Annotated in this window: 15 protein-coding genes; all 15 read left to right on the forward strand. The window is 46.1% G+C overall.

The window, feature by feature from the left end; translation table 11 throughout:
* Positions 1 to 15 precede the first annotated feature (15 nt).
* The 15 genes from pstC (at position 16) to FIU99_RS24085 (ending at position 18,873) form a co-directional block, all read left to right on the forward strand.
* The gene (gene pstC, locus FIU99_RS24015) at positions 16 to 942 is read left to right on the forward strand and encodes a phosphate ABC transporter permease subunit PstC (RefSeq protein ID WP_006961332.1); all 927 of its coding nucleotides are present in this window, start codon (positions 16 to 18) and stop codon (positions 940 to 942) included.
* Entirely contained in the window at positions 942 to 1,778 is an 837-nt protein-coding gene (gene pstA / locus FIU99_RS24020) for a phosphate ABC transporter permease PstA (RefSeq protein WP_006961331.1), read from the forward strand. The genes pstC and pstA overlap by 1 nt, the downstream gene beginning before the upstream one ends.
* 35 nt (positions 1,779 to 1,813) lie before the next feature.
* On the forward strand, positions 1,814 to 2,620 hold the full coding sequence (pstB, locus tag FIU99_RS24025; RefSeq protein ID WP_006961330.1) for a phosphate ABC transporter ATP-binding protein PstB: 807 nt from the start codon (positions 1,814 to 1,816) through the stop codon (positions 2,618 to 2,620).
* A 200-nt stretch (positions 2,621 to 2,820) separates the two neighbouring features.
* The gene (locus FIU99_RS24030) at positions 2,821 to 3,798 is read left to right on the forward strand and encodes a LacI family DNA-binding transcriptional regulator (protein ID WP_021457422.1); all 978 of its coding nucleotides are present in this window, start codon (positions 2,821 to 2,823) and stop codon (positions 3,796 to 3,798) included.
* 163 nt (positions 3,799 to 3,961) lie between these two features.
* A complete protein-coding gene (locus tag FIU99_RS24035; RefSeq protein ID WP_006961328.1) occupies positions 3,962 to 5,200 on the forward strand; it encodes an extracellular solute-binding protein in 1,239 nt (412 codons plus the stop codon).
* Between the two features lie 11 nt (positions 5,201 to 5,211).
* Positions 5,212 to 6,306, forward strand: a complete 1,095-nt coding sequence (locus FIU99_RS24040) for a carbohydrate ABC transporter permease (protein WP_006961327.1) — start codon at positions 5,212 to 5,214, stop codon at positions 6,304 to 6,306.
* A complete protein-coding gene (locus tag FIU99_RS24045; protein WP_006961326.1) occupies positions 6,299 to 7,717 on the forward strand; it encodes a carbohydrate ABC transporter permease in 1,419 nt (472 codons plus the stop codon). The genes FIU99_RS24040 and FIU99_RS24045 overlap by 8 nt, the downstream gene beginning before the upstream one ends.
* Positions 7,718 to 7,735: 18 nt before the next feature.
* Positions 7,736 to 10,078, forward strand: a complete 2,343-nt coding sequence (locus FIU99_RS24050) for a glycoside hydrolase family 65 protein (protein ID WP_006961325.1) — start codon at positions 7,736 to 7,738, stop codon at positions 10,076 to 10,078.
* Positions 10,071 to 10,703, forward strand: coding sequence for a beta-phosphoglucomutase (gene pgmB / locus FIU99_RS24055; protein ID WP_006961324.1), 633 nt, complete (start codon positions 10,071 to 10,073; stop codon positions 10,701 to 10,703). The genes FIU99_RS24050 and pgmB overlap by 8 nt, the downstream gene beginning before the upstream one ends.
* 54 nt (positions 10,704 to 10,757) lie before the next feature.
* Entirely contained in the window at positions 10,758 to 11,891 is a 1,134-nt protein-coding gene (locus FIU99_RS24060; protein WP_006961323.1) for an ABC transporter ATP-binding protein, read from the forward strand.
* Positions 11,892 to 12,073: 182 nt separating this feature from the next.
* Complete coding sequence (locus FIU99_RS24065; RefSeq protein WP_006961322.1) at positions 12,074 to 13,084, forward strand: OmpG porin family protein; 1,011 nt, start codon at positions 12,074 to 12,076, stop codon at positions 13,082 to 13,084.
* A gap of 158 nt (positions 13,085 to 13,242) precedes the next feature.
* The gene (locus FIU99_RS24070; RefSeq protein WP_039952243.1) at positions 13,243 to 14,724 is read left to right on the forward strand and encodes a glycoside hydrolase family 32 protein; all 1,482 of its coding nucleotides are present in this window, start codon (positions 13,243 to 13,245) and stop codon (positions 14,722 to 14,724) included.
* Positions 14,718 to 16,643: an alpha-amylase family protein gene (locus tag FIU99_RS24075; RefSeq protein ID WP_006961320.1), complete on the forward strand. Its 1,926-nt coding sequence runs from the start codon at positions 14,718 to 14,720 to the stop codon at positions 16,641 to 16,643. Before FIU99_RS24070 ends, FIU99_RS24075 begins: the two co-directional genes overlap by 7 nt.
* Positions 16,643 to 17,200: a sugar O-acetyltransferase gene (locus tag FIU99_RS24080; RefSeq protein ID WP_006961319.1), complete on the forward strand. Its 558-nt coding sequence runs from the start codon at positions 16,643 to 16,645 to the stop codon at positions 17,198 to 17,200. The genes FIU99_RS24075 and FIU99_RS24080 overlap by 1 nt, the downstream gene beginning before the upstream one ends.
* A 764-nt stretch (positions 17,201 to 17,964) precedes the next feature.
* Complete coding sequence (locus FIU99_RS24085) at positions 17,965 to 18,873, forward strand: hypothetical protein (protein ID WP_006961318.1); 909 nt, start codon at positions 17,965 to 17,967, stop codon at positions 18,871 to 18,873.
* Positions 18,874 to 19,020 lie beyond the last annotated feature (147 nt).

Here is a 19,020-nt window from a genome sequence, read left to right on the forward strand (position 1 = left end):
GCTGATTAAATTGTTATGACAGCATTAACGTTAAAAAATAAAGTCGATGGCGACTCAATTTTCAGCAAACTGAGTTTTGCCAGCGCTTTATTGATTTTTATTACTCTGACGGGGATTGTTCTTTCTTTAATTGAAGGTGGTTGGCCTGCATTTAAAGAATTTGGTCCGGGATTTGTTTTCAGAGATATTTGGGACCCTATTGGGGGTCAATTCGGTGCAGCGTCGGCGATTTACGGCACGCTGGTCACTTCATTCATCGCTATTGTTATCGCAACGCCTATTGCACTAGGTACTGCAATCTTTCTTGCCGAGCTGGCACCAAAATGGGTAAGCCAACCAGTCAGCAAAGCTATTGAACTACTCGCAGCTGTACCAAGTATTATCTACGGTATGTGGGGCTTGTTCGCGTTTGTTCCTTGGTTCTCTGAGGGTTTCCAGCTTTGGGCTGGCACGCATCTGGTGGACATTCCATTGATTGGTCAATGGTTTAATGGACCACCGATTGGTATTGGTCTTTTAGCGGCGGGGATCATTCTGTCGTTTATGATCTTACCAATCATGACGTCTCTGACGCGAGATGCATTGAGATCGATTCCGGATGTTCTGCGCGAAGCCGCCTACGGAACGGGTGCAACACCGTTCGAGGTGATTACTAAAGTGCTTATCCCGAAAGTGAAGAATGCAACGGTCAGTGCAGGCATTCTTGGCTTAGGCCGAGCGCTGGGTGAGACCATGGCGGTCGCGTTTGTCATTGGTGGTGCGAGCCGTATTGAGTTCTCGTTCTTCATGCCAGCAAGTTCAATCTCATCAACGATTGCTCAGCAATTCAATGAAGCAACAGACCCGATTCATATTGCATCATTGATCGGTCTTGGTGTCGTTCTGTTCATCATTACCTTTTTTGTTATGGGCTTTGCTCGTCGTCTTCTGAGGAACTCATAATGAATTTGAGAAAACTCAAGAATCAACTGTTTCTGGTGTTCTGTGCATTGTCGGCAGCGTTTGGCGTCTTCGTTTTAGCCAGCATTCTTTACACACTCATTGGAGAAGGTGTTAAAGGGCTAAACATCATGACGTTTACGGAGCTGACTCCTGGGCCAGGTAGTGAGGGTGGGCTTAAAAACGCTATTATTGGTAGCTTGATGCTCACAGGATTAGGCATCCTGATCGCTACGCCAATCGGTATTCTGGCAGGGACATGGCTTGCAGAAGCACAACCAGACAACAAGATTGCCGAATCACTGCGTTTTCTCAACGGCATGTTGATGAGTGCACCGTCGATTCTGGTTGGCCTGTTTGTTTACGCGATTATTGTGGTACCGACTGGCGGTTATTCCGGCTGGGCGGGCGCGATTGCGCTGGCTGTGTTGGCATTGCCAGTGATTGTTGCTTCAACAGAAGAAATGCTGAGATTAGTTCCGCCAACGCTAAAAGAAGCGGGTAGTGGGGTGGGGGCGCCGAAGTGGCGAGTGATCACTCAGTTGAGTTACCGCGCAGCAGCACCAGGTATTATTACCGCGATACTACTTTCGGTGGCACGTATCTCTGGTGAAACAGCGCCATTACTCTTTACTGCGCTAAACAGCAGCTTCATGACGACAGACATGGGCAAACCGATGGCGAACCTCCCGGTTACCATCTATCAGTTTGCGATGAGCCCATTTGCCTCGTGGCAAGAACTGGCGTGGGCAGGCGCACTGATCATCACAACATTTATCTTGGTAGTTAATGTATTGGCGACGTCGTTGCCGCAGTTACTGAAAGCGAGAAAAGCATGAACACGGCAACACTCAACACGCTTAACGGATCGTCTATGAATACAATGGTTGATAACTCGGTATCTCTTGAAACAGTGTCGAACCCGACACATCGCATGGATATCCAAAATTTAAACTTCTTCTACAACAAAGGCCTAGACGCAGCGTTGAAATCGGTTTCTATGCCGATTTTCAAAAACCGTGTGACGGCGCTGATTGGCCCATCGGGTTGTGGTAAATCGACGCTACTGCGTACCATGAACCGTATCTACAACCTCTACGGCAATCAGTACGTGGAAGGGGACATTTTGCTGGATGGTAAGAGCATCTTCAAAGACACCGATGTAAATGAATTGCGCTCTAAAGTCGGTATGGTCTTCCAGAAACCGACGCCATTCCCAATGTCTATCTATGAGAACATGGCGTTTGGCCTGAAGATTCAGGGCTGTTTTTCTAAAGATGAAATTAAACAGCGTGTAGAAAAAGCACTCAAGCGTGCTCATTTATGGGAAGAAGTGAAGGACAAGCTGGACGCTGATGCGCATGGTTTGTCTGGTGGTCAGCAACAGCGTTTGTGTATCGCACGTACGATTGCGTTGGAGCCAGAAGTGATTCTGATGGATGAACCTACGTCCGCTCTCGACCCAATCGCCACTGCTGCGATTGAAACACTGATTACTGAGTTACGCGAGAAGTACACCATTGTTATTGTTACGCACAATATGCAGCAAGCCATGCGTATCTCTGATTACACCGGCTTTATGTATCTTGGTAAGCTGGAGGAATTTGGCAAAACCGATAAGATTTTCCATGCTCCAGATAATGACCGCACGAAACGCTACATCTCTGGTGACTTTGGTTAATTTGCCCTGAAAACGTCGCTAAGACTCAAGCCCGCTTCTATTGAAGCGGGCTTTTTAATTGCATTAAGCCCCAAGTTTAATAACTGAGCGTATTGATTATTTCTATGACAACAAGCTTAAATTACGTAAATCATCCTTGATATTTTCGTTGGGGCTCAGATAATGAACGTAAAATTTACGTTTTGTGGTAGGAGAGCGCCGTGAGTGCACCAAAAACAGATGCAGAGCTCAAGAAAGCTACGATACATGAAGCGGCGAAAATCGCTGGTGTATCAATAGCTTCTGTTAGTAGAGCTTTGAATAATAAGCCCGGGATTAGCGAGAAAACGAGAAAGAAAATACTCGAGATATGTAAAGAATTGGGTTACGTCCCTAGTACCTCGGCGCGAGAACTTACCGGCAGCCACAAGAATACAATTGCTATTTCTCTGGGACCACATGACTTTTACGCGTCTCGTTACCTCGGAATGCTTTGGCCATCGTTGTCGGCGGCTATTCGTAATTCAGGTCGGAATCTTTTACCAGTCAGCTTTGGCGAAGTAGAGCTTGAACAGGTTGGCGGAGCGGTGCTCCTTGGTATCACAAATGACGACCCGAGAATTGAAGCGTGTAAAAAAATGGAATTACCCTTCGTTTGTATTGGGATGAGTGAAGGTTCGTTTTGGGTTGCACCTGATGACTTCAATGGTGGTCGAGAAGCGACACAACACCTTGTAGATAAAGGTCTGACCGATATTTGCTTTGTCACACCAACCACTTATGGCGATGGTTATCAGTTCAGACATCAAGGTTACATGTCCGTCATGGCAAGCAACGCTTTACCTGTCAGAGAGCTACGGACTGGTGCAGAACCGTTGGGAGAAATCGCGGCGTATCGCTTCTTTACGCAAATGGAACGTAAACAGCTTGAAGGTTATCAAGGTTTTGTATGTGAATGTGATGAAACCGCTTTGGGCGTGATTGCGGCATTGAAAGACCGTGGTTACTCGATTCCTGAAGATTTTTCCGTAGTTGGCTACGACGGATTACCGGGGATCTCGAAGGAGCTGACAACCGTTGTTCAAGATACGGATAAAATTGCTGAACGCGTAGCGAGCATGCTAGAACAAGCGATTTTGCGAGAGCAACCTGTAGGTTCTATCGTTCCTGTAGGCTTAAAATTGGGTAAAACGACGTAAAAATAGATCAAATAATTAACAGAACACTCAAAAAGCATGACTTAAGTCATGCTTTTTTTATTCTTAAACGTCATGAAAGCGTAATGTGATCAACTTAACGTAAGCGCTTACGTAAAATGCGCATAATACTCTCAGATTTAAAGAAACGAGATTTGAGGGCACGATGAAAAAAACAATATTAGCAGTATCCCTACTTGCTGCTGGCCTTTCTGCAAAAGTAGTCGCAAATACAGAAGTGACCATCGCCGGATGGGGTGGTAACGATGTTGTGGTTCTGAACAAGTTAGTGAACGAAGTTCTGACCGAAGATTTTAAGAAAGCAGGGCTTACTGTTAAGTATCAAGCTGTGGAAGGTGATTTCTCTCAGTTCATCACTAACTCTCTTTCCGCAGGAACCGCGCCAGATGCTTTCTACATCGATGTTGTAATGGCCAACGCGTTAGTTGGCTCGGGTAAGGTTGCTGTTAATGCGCCACAACTCGACAAAGTCAGTACTAACATTATTCCAAGCCTAAACTCCGCGTTTACTCTCGAAGGCAAGCAGTACGGCGTCGCTAAAGATTTCAACACCATTGCACTGCAATACAACAAAGACATCTTTGATGATGCGGAAGTTGCTTATCCAACGAATAAAGATTCATGGGAAGACTTACGTAAAAAACTTCTTGATGTGAAAGATGCTTTAGCGGATGAGGTATCAGGCATTTGTGTCATGCCTGATTATGCCCGTTTTGCGCCTTTTGCACTCTCAACTGGTTGGAAGCCATTCAATGAAGAAGGCAAAACCATTCTGGATGAAAACTTCGAACGTGCATTTAACTTCTACACTGGATTAGTAACAGAAGACAAAGTGGGCATTCTGGCAACGGACCTTGGTCAGGGTTGGGGTGGTGGTTGCTTCGGTACCGAAGAAACGGCTATTGCGTTAGAAGGGAACTGGATAAGTGGCTACTTACGCGATAAGGCACCGAACCTGCCTTACGGCACGACCTTGATGCCAAAAGATCCAGTGAGTGGTGAACGCGGCAACTTATTGTTCACTGTCGCTTGGGGCGTTAACGCAGATGGTAAGAACGTCGAAGCAACGCAAAAAGCGGTAGAAATTTTGACGAGCCAGAAAGCGCAGGAATGGGTATTGGATTCAGGCCTTGCTCTGCCAAGTCGTGAAGCTCTTGGTAAATCAGAGTTCTTCGCACAGCAGAAGGCAGAAAATGAACTTGCAAAACAAGTGTTTGATGGTGCTCTTGAAGGAAATGTAGAGCCATTCGCATTTGGAAATTACGGCACGGCATGGATGACTCCGATTAACGAAGCATTGAATTCAGTGTTGCTTGGTCAGATGACGCAAAAAGAAGCGATCAAAATGGCACAAGCGAAATACGATGCACTGACAGCGAAGTAACGGGGCGAGTGATGAACTCTTTACGTTTACGCCAACAAGTTTATGGATGGCTCCTTGCTGGGCCATTTGTACTGACTTTGGTGGTGTTCTTTCTTTACGCGTTGGTTAGAACGGTTTACTTCAGTTTTACTGAGTACGACTTATTCAGCGATGCAATCTGGGTCGGTCTGGCAAACTTCAAAGCGCTGCTGACCGATGATCTGTTTTTACTTTCTTTGGCTAACACCGTTTGGTTTTCTCTGATTGTAACGTGTGTGCAAACTGTCTTAGCACTCGGCTTAGCAATTTTAGTCAACTCAAAAATTCGTGCCAAAAGCTTCTTTAGAACGGCATTTTACTTACCGAGTATTTTGTCGAGTGCCGCTGTCACCTTGATCTTCATTTGGTTCTACCAAAAGAACGGTTACTTAAATGGCTTTGTGACGGATGTTGTCAATCACTACCCGCACCTGAGCTGCTTTGCGCTTGTGGCCATTGTGACTCAGTTTGTTTTGGTGACGAAAGACCGAATGAAAGGTCTGCCCGTTGGTTGGTTTGACCCTGCATGGGCGATACTTTCCTTCATCATTGCGGGCGTCGCGACTTTTGTGGCAAGTGCAGTGGGTTGGATTGAAGTGACGAAAGACGTGGTTGAGGTCAACTGGCTAAATACTCGTGATAACGTCGGTCCAATGCCTTTGACTCTGTGGGCAATTGTCATTCAGAACATTTACACCACGATTCCAACATTCATGTTGTTGTTCTTAGCCGGTTTACAAGGCATTCCGGGTGAGCTTTATGAAGCGGCTCATATTGATGGTGCAAACAAATGGCAGCAGCACTGGAACATTACGATTCCTCAGTTAGCACCGGTGACGTTCGTGGTCGTGACTTTCTCGATTATCGGTACGTTGCAGATGTTTGACCAAGTGGCACTGCTTGGCTCGGCAGCACCATTAGAGTCTCGTATTACTCTGGCGTACTACGTATATCACAATGCGTTCCCACCAGGTGGCACTCCGCAAATTGGTATGGCAAGCGCAGCGGCATTGGTATTGGCGTTTATCACGCTGGCAGTGGTTTATCTGCAGAAAATCTTTGGAGTGAAGGAGAAAGCAGATGGCTAACCAAATGTCAGCAATCAACCATGAGGATGCAAAACCTATGGCATCTATGGAAGAGATTTCAAAGTTTCAAGCGCGTCGTCGCTGGGCAAAAGTAGCCTGGGTTTACAGTGCCTTACTACTCGTGGCGACAGTGATGTTAGGGACCTTCGTGGTGGCGTTCTTGGCGAGTCTGAAAGATGACCCGTTGGAGCAGCCATTTAAGTTCAACTTTGCTCAGGTTCAACCTAGTAACTGGGGCGCGGCTTACCAGCTCGGTAAAGAAGGTAACGATGCGCCAATGTTCGGTGGTTTCGCTCCGGGCGCAGAAGTGAACTTCACCGTGACTTACGCGGTGGAAGACGGCAAGGAACTGAAAATACCTGAAATTGAAGTGCCACGTCGTCGCCCTGGTACAGGTATGGCTGCGGCTATCGTGACCGACTTTGCTGCTGATTACGCACAAGTCAGCGAGCCAGTGTTGGTAGACACCAATGACAACGTGACGTTTATAGAAAAACGTGGTCGCCGTGAACTTACTAAGCAAGGCCACAGCCAAACGTGGGCATTTTCCATCAAGTATCAAGGTCAAGGTCCTGAGATTGCAACGCTACCACTGACGATAGAAGCGCCGCGCGGGCAGGTTCTGATTGATAGCACACTAGCACCAAGCAAGATGGAACGTCGTGGCCGTGTTGCTGCATGGGATAACGCGGCACCGGGTGTGATTGGTTACGTGTTTAAGTCTTACGTTCGCGTGTACACCGAGTCAGTCAGTTTAGAGACCGGTAAGAGCCTGTTCATGAGCTGGACCATCAACTCGTTCTTCATTGCGATTGGTAAGGTCATTCTGACCCTGTTCTTTGCATGTACTGCTGGTTATGCCTTAGCTCGATTGAAGTTCACTGGTGCCCGCGCTGTGTTTGCTTTCATGTTGTTCAGCATGATGATTCCGGGACAAGTAACCTTCATCTCTAACTACCTAATTTATAAAGATATCGGCTTATTGAATACGCCATGGGCGGTCATTACGGCGGTCGTTGCTTCGGGTCAGGTCCTGATCATGAAACAGTTCTTCGAGAACATTCCGAAAGAACTGGAAGAAGCGGCAATCGTAGATGGTGCAAGCCCCGCTGTGATTCTTTGGAAGGTATTTATGCCACTGGCGAAGCCAGCCATCTTGTCGGTGACCATCCTTGGTTTCCAAGGTGCGTGGAACGACTTCTTCTGGCCACTGGTGGTGATCAACAGCCCAGCTGATGCATTCACGCTTCCCGTTGGTCTATTGAGTTTACGTAACGCCTATGGCGTAGCAGGTGACTGGAACCTGATCTTGGCGGGGGCTTTCCTGTCAACAATCCCAGTACTAATTGTATTTATGGTTTTCCAACGTTACTTCGTGGGTAACGACATTTCTTCCGCTGTTAAAGGTTAAATTTCGGGGATATTTAAGATGTTTATGAACTACAACGCTGGTCAAGGCGAACTAAAAAACTGGATCGTTGAAGAGACGGCTTTTGACTCAGCTTTCCAAGGTAAATGTGAAGTAGTAATGAGCCAAGGAAATGGCTACATGGGCGCGCGTAGTGCAACGGAAGAAAAATACGTGGGACAGGTTCGCAACCTTTTTGTTGCGGGTACTTACAACAAGTTTGACGCAGACGAAGTGACCGAGCTGCCAAACTCTGCAGACATGAGTGCGATTGAAATCTTCATTGATGGCCGTCGTTTTCACCTAGAAACAGGCGAGGTAAGCAACTACTCTCGTCGTCTAAACGTGAAAAACGGTGAGTTAATCCGTGAATTCACTTGGACAAACACAGAAGGTAAAAGCTTCGAAATGCGCTTCCGCCGTTTCTTCTCGCAAGCAAACCTTCATCTAATGGCATTCGACGTTCAAGTTAAAGCTTTAAACAGCGATGCGAAAATCGAAATCCGCTCTGGTGTGGACGCGCAGCTTTCTAACTCAGGCGCACAGCACTTCCACGAAGGTGAAAAGCGTATTTACGACAAGCGTTTTATCGAGCTTCTGCAGCACACTACAGAAAGCAAAGTAGACTTTGTATTCCTAACATCTCACCGCTACCTTGTGGATGGTCAGGAAACTGAGATTGATCCAGGTCTGCAAATGGACCGCCGTAAAGTATGGCTAAACATCCACCACGACCTGAAAGCGGGTGAAACGTTCGGCACAGAGAAAGTTGGTGTGGTGCATACGTCTCGCGATAAGCAGTTCGATGTTGAAGGCTACGAACTTCAGGCTCTGCGTGACCATGCGTTGACTAATCTTAAAAACAATGCAGACCGCAGCTTTGATGAGCTTTTAGAAGAGAGTGCAGCAGAGTGGGATAAACGTTGGGCAGGCATGAGCATTCAAATTGGTGGTAGCGATTTCGACCAACTTGCGATCCGTTTTGCTCAATACCAATTGAACATCTTTACACCAATGCATGACTCTCGTTTCGGTATCGGTGCGAAAGGTCTCTCTGGCGAAGGCTACAAAGGCCACTCATTTTGGGATACAGAAGTCTTCATGCTTCCGTTCTTTATTTACACCATGCCAGAAGTGGCGCGCAGCCTACTTGAGTACCGTTTCAAAACGCTAGACGGCGCTCGTAAGAAAGCAAAAGACAACGGCTACATCGGTGCACAGTTCCCATGGGAATCAGCGCTAACGGGTGAAGAAGTAACGCCAGTATGGGGTGCAGTAGACATCATCACGGGCAAGTCGACCAAGATCTGGTCTGGCTTTATCGAGCAGCACATCACATGTGACATCACTTACGCATTGTGGCAGTACTACCAAATCACAGGTGACCAGAAGTTCATGGACGACATGGGCTACGAGATCATGTTCGACACAGCAACGTTCTGGACTAGCCGTCTAGAGTGGCTAGAAGATCGCGACATGTGGGGTATCTGCAATGTTATCGGCCCTGATGAGTACAAAGAGCACATCGACAACAATGCGTTCACTAACTACATGGCAGTAGAGAACATCAAGCTGGCGATTCGTTACTACGAAGATCTAGAAACGTCTAACCCAGAACTACTGGCTAAGCTTTCTGACAAGCTAAACCTAATTGAAGCTCGCAAGATGTGGCTAGAGCGCGTAGACAACATCTATCTGCCACAGCCACGTGAAGAAGATAAGGTTATCCCACAGGATGACACTTACCTGCAGAAAGAAATCATTGACCTGACTAAGTACAAAGAGCAGCCATTCGTTGGTGGTCTGTTCCAAGACTACAACCTAGAGCAGGTTAACGAGATGCAAGTTTCTAAGCAGGCGGACATCATGGTGCTGTTCCTTCAGCAAGAAGATAAGTTCGACCTTGAAACTAAGCTAGCAAACTGGAACTACTACGAGCCGAAGACGCTACACGATTCATCGCTGAGCTTATCTACGCACTCGGTATTGGCGTCTGATGTGGGTAACCCAGAGCTGTCTTACGATTTGTTTCAACAGGCAGCATCTATCGATATCGGCCAGAACATGAAGAGCTCTGATCACGGTATTCACGCGGCGTCTATTGGCGGCATGTGGCAGTGTGTAGTTTACGGTTTCGGTGGCGTACGTATGCTAGGTGGCAACCTTCGTATTAACCCTAACCTTCCAAAAGAGTGGGACAGCCTGAACTTCCCAATCTACTGGAAAGGTGAGCGTTTGGAAGTAACGGTAGATCAAGAGCAAGTTCGTATTGAACGCCCTGAATTCAACGGCCAAGCGCTAAACATCGAAGTTGCAGGCGAGCCACGAGTTATCGATTCAACAGAGGTGACTTTCAATGTGTAAGGCATTCATTTTCGACCTGGATGGCGTCATTACCGATACCGCAGAGCTGCACTACCAAGCGTGGCAACGTATGGCGAACGAAGAAGGTTACTACTTCGACCGCGAAATCAACGAACAGCTGCGTGGTGTGTCTCGTCAGGCGTCTCTGAACATCATCCTGAACGGTAAAGAGATCAGCGAAGAGAAGTTTGCAGAGCTGATGAAGCGAAAGAACGATTACTACGTGGATCTGCTGAATACGATTTCTGCAAAAGACGTTCTACCGGGTATTGAGCAGTTTCTACTTGAGCTAAATGCACGTGGCATAAAAGTCGCGTTGGCGTCAGCAAGTAAGAACGCACGTCCTATCTTGCATCGCCTTGGCCTAACGCCTCTGTTTGATGCGATTGGTGACGGCTGGTCAGTGCAGCGCTCTAAACCAGCGCCGGACGTGTTCATCCACGCGGCGGGTCAAGTCGGTGTAAACGCTGACGAGTGCATCGTGGTTGAAGATGCAGAAGCAGGTGTAGATGCGGCAAAAGAAGCGGGAATGCGTGTTGTCGGTATTGGTCCTAACGACCGTGTTGGTCACGCGACATGGCGCTTCGATGATACTGCCAAGCTGACTTTGGCTGAAATCCTGTAGCAACAATAACAATGGGCGAGCTTGCTCGCCCTCATTAAAGACGTAGGTAGAACAATGGCACGTTTAGAACTGAAGAACATCAATAAAATCTATCCTGATGGTGCACACATCATCAAGGATGCCAACCTGACCATTGAAGACGGAGAGTTCACGGTATTCGTTGGCCCATCAGGGTGTGGTAAGTCAACCATGCTACGTATGGTGGCTGGCTTGGAGGAGATTTCATCAGGAGAGATGTGCTTAGATGGTGAAGTGGTGAACAACCTTTCGCCTACAGACCGTGGCATCGGCATGGTGTTCCAATCTTATGCGCTTTATCCGCATATGACGGTCTACGAAAATATTGCTTTCGGCCTGAAACTGGCGAAGAAAAGCAAAGAAGATATTGATTCAGCAGTTCGCCAGGTAGCGGAAATGCTGGAACTGACTAACCTGTTGAAGCAGAAACCTAGTCAGCTATCAGGCGGTCAACGTCAACGTGTGGCGATTGGCCGAGCGATTGTGCGCAACCCTAAGCTGTTCCTGCTAGATGAACCGCTATCAAACTTAGATGCTTCGCTGCGTGTTCGCATGCGTCTACAGTTGGCGGAATATCACCAGAAACTGAAGTCGACGGTTATTTATGTCACGCACGATCAAGTAGAAGCGATGACGCTGGCGGACAAAATAGTTGTCCTTCGTGCCGGTGTGGTAGAGCAAGTCGGCTCGCCTCTGGAGCTGTACTACTTCCCACAAACTCTGTTTGTCGCCGGTTTCATCGGATCACCGAAAATGAACTTGCTGCCAGCAACATTGGTTGAGGCGACTGGCGATCAGGCAAGGGTAGAAGTGGGTGATTACACATTTGAAGCCGATGTTGACGCGACTGCTGCAACTCAGGGCGCGCTAATGACTTTGGGCATCAGACCAGAAGATATCCACCTCGATGAGAAGGGAGTGGGCGTTATTGTTGAAGGTCTAGAGCGTCTGGGAACGGAATCGCTGCTTTACACCACACTGGTTCGTGGCGGTCAGGAAGTCTTGGTGCGTGTGCCGGGGACTGTCCACGTTGAAATCGGTCAAAGGCTAAATATCCGAATTCCTGCTGAGAAGTGTCATCTTTTCGATAGCAAAGGGCTGGCGTTTAAGCGTGGTAAAACCATTGATGACCTGATAACGCTTCCACCGCAAATTCAGCAAGCCAGCTAGTTACCCCTAAATCATAACAACAATAAAAAAGCCCGCTTGGCGGCGGGCTCTGGATTACTGCATTCAAAATTCAGCTTTCGACTGATTTGAATGTGCACTTAATGCCTGTTGGCGCAGGCATCAAAAAAACTATCCCGTTGGCGCGGGACAGACAGTAACACTGAGATAATAAGGTATACCTCATGAAAAAGACAGTAGTGGCATCCTCTGTACTTCTTGCACTAACAATTTCCGGCGTGGCAATCGCCAACGAAAAAATTAACCCTGAAGAAGCTGAGCTGAAAGCCAAGCTGAGCGCGCTAGAAAACGAGTATTCGAAAGCTGAGTTGTTAACAGCACTGAATGCTGAGCCACGTGAAGACAGCAAACTGCACGGTACGATTGGCACCAACGTTGAAATCGAGCAGTGGAAAGAAGTCAAAAACGGCGAAGTGCTGAACAATGGCGGCAAAGTCAAATACTCACTAGCGAATGGCAACTTCCGACACGAAGACTGGGCGGGTGTGGACTTTGGCTTCTACATGGCTCGAGAGTTTAACTACTCAGGAGAGCTATTTAGTGCCGATCATGACGGAGTGAATGACATTACAGAGATATACCTGAATAAATCTTACGCCATTGACAATGGCAGCATCGGTTGGGGTGTGAAATACGCTCAGGAAAGCGCGGATAAGCGAAGCACGCCTGAAGGTAAAGTATTTGGCTCATACCAGATTAACGATTGGCTAGATTTTCATGGCTACGCTCTGTATCACGTCGAGATTAAGCAAAACCTCGGAAACTTTGACTACTACGAACTAGAACCAGGCTTTGGCTTCAAGATCGCGAAAAACATGGGGGCATGGATTAACTTCCGCTACCAGCAAGGTGTTTGGGATGCTAAAGGTGACTCCGATAAAGAAGTTGAAACGGAAACCATCATTAAACCGGGGATGTGGTACAGCTTCGGTCACTGGAGCGCTGCTCTCTTCGCTGAAATCGGCAAGTTCGATAAAGAAAATGACCGTACTGGTGCAAGCTTACACTCTGAAGATTACGTCAAGCTAGGTGCTTCGGCTAACTATCCTATTTCGAAAAACTGGAGCGTATTTGGCGAGTTCAGCTACAAAACAGTTGATGTGGTGTTCGGCGATGGTCAAGACGGCGAAAACACCCTGCCATTTGGTCTGATTGGCGTGAACTACAGCTTCTAAAATGACCTCTCCTCCTGATGCTCAGGAGGAGAGTTTCCACTGCAATCAATATTTCTGGTTTTGGACTGACATTGGCAGCTTTGAGTCCGTTTGGAGCCTGTCCGGCTCCTTTTTTTGAACCAAACCCAGACGTATTCAACGACTTTACAGGTTGGAAAATGACAGAAAAATACCGCCCATACCTTCACATGACACCGGATTCGGGTTGGATGAATGATCCAAACGGATTAGTGTTCTTCAATGGTCATTATCACCAGTTCTACCAGTATTACCCGAGCGACACCGTTTGGGGGCCAATGCACTGGGGGCACAAAATCAGTACCAACCTGATTGATTGGCAAGAGCTTGAGCCAGCGCTCTATCCCGATGAATCTGGCATGTGTTTCTCGGGAAGTGCGATTGTTGATTGGCATAACACTTCAGGCTTATTCGAGGCGGGCAAACCAGGCTTATTGGCGTTCTACACGTCGTTTATTCAACCCAAAGTGAGATTGGCTGATGGCACTGAAATGGAAGACCCAATTCAGCAGCAGTCACTTGCTTATAGTCAAGATGGCTTAACGTGGAAAAAATACGCTGATGGAGCACCGATCATCTCTGCACGTGGTAACCCAGATTTCCGTGATCCTAAGGTGATTTGGCATGAGCAAAGCCAAGCGTGGGTGATGGTGGTGTCTTGCGGTCAACATATTGAGTTCTACCGTTCAACTAACTTATTGGACTGGCGTTTGGTGAGCGAGTTTGGTTACCGCCACGGTGCCCATAGCAAAGGCCCTTGGGAATGCCCAGACTTGTTTGAACTGCCGATCGAAGGCTTGCAAGAAAAACGTTGGGTGCTGGTGGTTGGCATTGGTGAGGGCGCACACTGTGGCGGTGCAGGTACACAGTACTTCATTGGTGATTTTGATGGTGAAACCTTTGTGAATCATAACCATCCTGAGACCGTATTGTGGCTCGATTTCGGTCGTGATTACTACGCGACTCAGTCTTTCTCTGATATCCCAGTTGAAGATGGCCGCCGTATCGTCAGTACATGGATGAGTAATCATCAGTACTCGCTTGAGTTACCAACCCAAGAGTTTCGCAGTTCGATGGCTATGCCTCGTGAGCTGTTCCTGTTTGAAGGTAAAGCAGGGTTACGTGTAGGGCAACGCTTTGTCAAAGAGCTTAATCAGGCGTTAAGTCTTGATGTGCAAACGCCAGAGCCAAGTGACGAACAAGCGATTAGTCTTTACAGCCAACAAGAAGCCATGAAGTTCAGCGCGGATGTGGCTCTACAAGATACACAAACGTTGCACTTGAATGCTTACCAAGATAATCCGGTTTACTTTGAGTTTGTTCTTGTAGAACAAGGGGTTGAGGTGCGATCAGTGCGCCGTGGTCAGTTTGGCACTGAACGGATTGATGAGCACTTCCCACATGACTATCGGGTGACTTTACCGATTGATAACAAATTCCAAGTCGAAGTGTTGATAGACAAAGGCTCAGTCGAGCTACTGATCAACGCTGGCCAATTCAGCTTTACCAACCTTGTTTATGCCAAAGAGACGCAAGCAAGTGTCGCTCTAAGCGTGGATAGCGGCTCGCTAGCACTTCGCAACGTTCAAGTCTCTAGCTTGGCAGGAGAGAAAACATGTTAAACGAATTACAAACTAAGCAAGCACTACAACAAGTGCTTGATTCAGTAGAGCTGCCAAAGCTAACTAAAAAAGACGAGAAGGTGTTTCTTGAACGTCTGGCGCAGCATTTTCCATCCTTAGTCGGGCAACTGCACACGCTTTATGGCGAGCGTTATGATTTTTTCTTGCACCTACAAAATCTGGTGGTAGTGCTTGCCAAGGCCTTTTCTGGTCGTAAACGTAAGTGGAAGAACCTTGATGAGAAACGACTTAAAGATCCAGCTTGGTATCGCAGTGAAAAGATGCTTGGCATGGCTGTATATGTGGATCTGTTTGCTGGTGATTTGAAAAATCTGCAAATGAAGATCCCGTACCTCAAGTCACTTGGTATCAATTATCTGCACCTGATGCCGCTTTACAAAGCGCCGGAAGGTGACAGCGATGGCGGCTATGCAGTGTCTGATTACCGCAAGGTAGATCCCAAACTGGGCACGGAGAAAGATCTGGCGCAGCTCGCTGAGGCGTTGAGTGATGAAGGCATTAGCCTAGTGTTGGATTTCGTGTTCAATCACACCTCAGATGAACACTACTGGGCAGAGCAAGCACGTAAGGGTAACCCCGAGTTTGAAGACTTTTACTACTTCTTCACCGATAAAAAGGAAGTGGATGAGTACAACCAAACTTGTCGCGAGATCTTCCCGACCGTTCGCCGTGGCAGTTTTACATTCTTAGAGGATGTAGAGAAGTACGTTTGGACGACATTCAACAGCTTCCAATGGGATCTCAACTATTCAAACCCAGCGGTGTTTAACGCCATTACCGATGAAATGCTGTTCCTCGCCAACATCGGCTGTGAAGGGTTACGTCTTGATGCATTAGCGTTCATCTGGAAAGAGAAATGGACTCAATGTGAGAGCTTGCCGAAGGCACACACCTTGATTCAGTGTTTCAACACTTGTTTGCAGATCGCAGCGCCTGCTGTGTTGTTCAAATCAGAAGCGATTGTGCACCCAGATGAAGTGGCACAGTATATCGACAAACAAGAATGTCAGTTGTCCTACAACCCATTAATGATGGCGCTGATGTGGGAGAGCTTAGCTACGCGTGAAACCAAGCTACTGACAGCGTCTCTAAAGAAAAGCTTCGAGATCTCAGACCAGTGTTCATGGGTGAACTACATTCGTTGTCACGATGATATTGGTTGGACGTTTGACGATGCTGTAGCTGAGCAGCTTGGCATTAACGGCTATGATCACCGCCGCTTCCTAAATCAGTTTTACACCGGCAAGTTTGAGGGTTCATTCTCTCAGGGCGTGCCGTTTCAAGAAAACCCGACTACGGGAGATTGTAGAGTGTGCGGCTCGTTAGCATCTCTAGCGGGCTTAGAAAAAGCGATTGAAGCCGACGATTCACAAGCAATCGAATTTGCACTTAAACGTATTCGTCTATTGAACAGTATCAACCTTAGCATCGGTGGTATTCCGTTGATTTATCAGGGAGACGAGCTCGGCATTTTAAATGACCACAGCTACCTAGGTGATGAATTCAAACGCGATGACGCACGTTGGGTGAACCGCCCATCGATTACCGATAAGGCGATTGAACAAGCCAGAGAAAAAGGCACGTATCAAAACCGAATCTGGACTGATTTAAATCAGCTGGTGGCAATACGCCAATCTCATCCAGAATTGGGTAATGCAAAGACTGAAATTCTTGAAACTTATCGTTCGCAACTTTTTGCTTACTGCCGAACCAACGCAAAGGGTGAGCAACTTCTCGCTCTCTGCAATTTTGGTGAAATGGAGCAAACAATCCCAGCGTCAATATGCGATATTTTGGGCACTCGACAGACGAAGGATCTGCTTTCTGGAAAGCATTTCCTCGGCGATGAGATTGTTTTATCAGCCTATGATGTGCTGTGGTTAAAGGTAAGTGCGTAATGAGAAGTGAAAAAGAGAAAATGCTCGCTGGTGAGCCCTATGATGCATGGGACAAGCAACTTTATGGCGAGCGTATTGAATGTCGCAAAGTGCTGCAAAAGCTCAACAATAGCATTCCTGATACGGATGAATGGCGCGATGCAATAGACACCTTAATTCCAGATTCCGAAGGTGCTTTTTTAGAGCCACCGTTTCGCTGTGATTATGGCTCCAACATTAAGTTGGGTAAAAACTTCTACGCTAACTTTAATTGCGTTGTGCTAGACGTAGCGGAAGTCCATATCGGTGACAACGTATTGTTTGCACCGAATGTACAAATCTACACCGCTGGTCACCCATTAGATGTTAAAGGTCGAGTGGAAGAGGGCGTAGAGTTCGGTACGCCTATCACGATTGGTGACAATGTATGGCTGGGCGGTGGTGTTATCGTCTGTCCGGGCGTGTCTATAGGAGAAAACAGTGTGGTGGGCGCAGGTAGTGTTGTCACAAAAGATATTCCACCTAATGTGGTAGCAGCGGGTAACCCTTGTAAAGTAATAAAACCAATAGAGCAATAAAAATAAGTAATATTAATATTATTTGACTATATTTAAATTGCTGAATAAATATAGGAGGTAATATGAGGGGAATATTTATTTCTTTAGCTTTGTTGTTTTCGCCATTTGTATTTTCATCGAATAGCTCGCTTCCAAGCTCAGACCGATACGAGCTCTGCTATCTTGATGGTAAAGCTATCATGCTCCAACCGAATATGTGCTACGCATTAGGTGGTATAAGGGGTGGCTAAGGTTTTACTCAATCTAATCAGGCCGCTTACGCGGCCTTTTCTTTATTATCTTCAACGTAAACTAATAACGTAAATATCAAATGGTGGAAATATTATTACGATGATGTTTACTCGATAAACAGAAGGTATTTGTTTACGTAAAATTACTTATTTAAGAGTAAATGTTTGAATTAAATAGAGCTAAACTATAAGCGTATATTTATATAAAATTTGAACGCTTGGTTAAGCTATAGAGTTTACTTTAGCGTTACGACGCCTTGAGCTGATGCTTGTGCAAGCTGCTCTCATGATCCTTTGCATCCCCCCAAACCCGCTTTCTTTCACATTTTTTAAATTCAACTCGATGCGCATGTTATCAGTTGCTTATTTTTGAGATCTCCACACTCATTCACCATGGTTATGTTTGTTATATTCCATGCCTTTCATAGGGTTAACAGAGGTGCTTAGCACATTATTGCGTGGTGAAATTGAGCATGCATACTTTTGGCTAGAGTTAGCTCACACAATATACAAATATTAGAAAAGGAGTTTAATTTGAAATTTTCATTAATCAGTATTTTAGCTACAGGAATGGCACTATCTTGGAGTAGCTACGGCTATGAACTAGATAAACAAAAAGAGGCACTTAATTTAATAGTCACTACAGCAAAAGAACTTTGCGACAATGTTCCGTTATCAGGAGGAACAGAAGGTGTACAACTTACTGGAGAAGCAAAAGCGAAGGTGAGTGGCATAGTAAAAAAGTTAGCTGATTTAGGACTAGAAGGAGCGGTAAAATACGAGAGCAATGAATATGAAGGTGTCCTTCAAAAAGATCTTGCTTCAATTGTCAACAAGTCGGCTAATTGTAAAATGGATGTCTGGAGAGACCTCCAAAATAAGCTCGTATTGCCACCTGAGACACCTAGTTCTATGAAAAATAGTGAAGCTCTTATTAAAGACCAGAATCCTACAGAAATAGAAATTCAATCTATCGAACTAAAAAATTACTGGGGAATTGATGAACCTTACGTGGTTGCTGTTGTTAAAAATGGCTCTACTGTGTCTGCTAAAAATGTAACTGCCACTTTCTGGAAAGGAACAGATCAAGAAATCATTTCAAAAGATAGTATTCGTAAGCAGTATCATATAGATAACTTGATCATTCGTTCTGGTGAGGATCATGATTTTCCGATAGCACCATTGTCTAAATATGTGCAAGAAATTAGTGAAAGTTCGTCACCAGAAGATTTGGTAGATTTTACAGTTTCAAATGAAGAAAAACTCCCCTTTGCCTTACAAGAAAAATTGTGTGGAAAGCTAGAAAATCAAAGTTGTAGATTTGATTCATTCACAAAAGGAACATTTGTCCTTCTTAAGTACGATACCATATTTGGGGATCATGTTACTAAGAGTACTAGTTTTTCCAATACCTTTTTAGATGGAGATGTACGAGTATTCTAGTTTTTCTAACAAAGTACTTAAGAGTGATTCTCAACGTTTTGCTCTGTGTTTTCGGTGGTATGGTTAAGTTTGTTGGCAGCGTTGCTCACACCTTAATGCGGCATTATATATATGTAGTCGAATTCTCGGAGTAGGGAAAGGAGTCGC

The sequence above is a fragment of the Vibrio sp. THAF64 genome, assembly GCF_009363455.1.
GTDB lineage: Bacteria > Pseudomonadota > Gammaproteobacteria > Enterobacterales > Vibrionaceae > Vibrio > Vibrio coralliilyticus.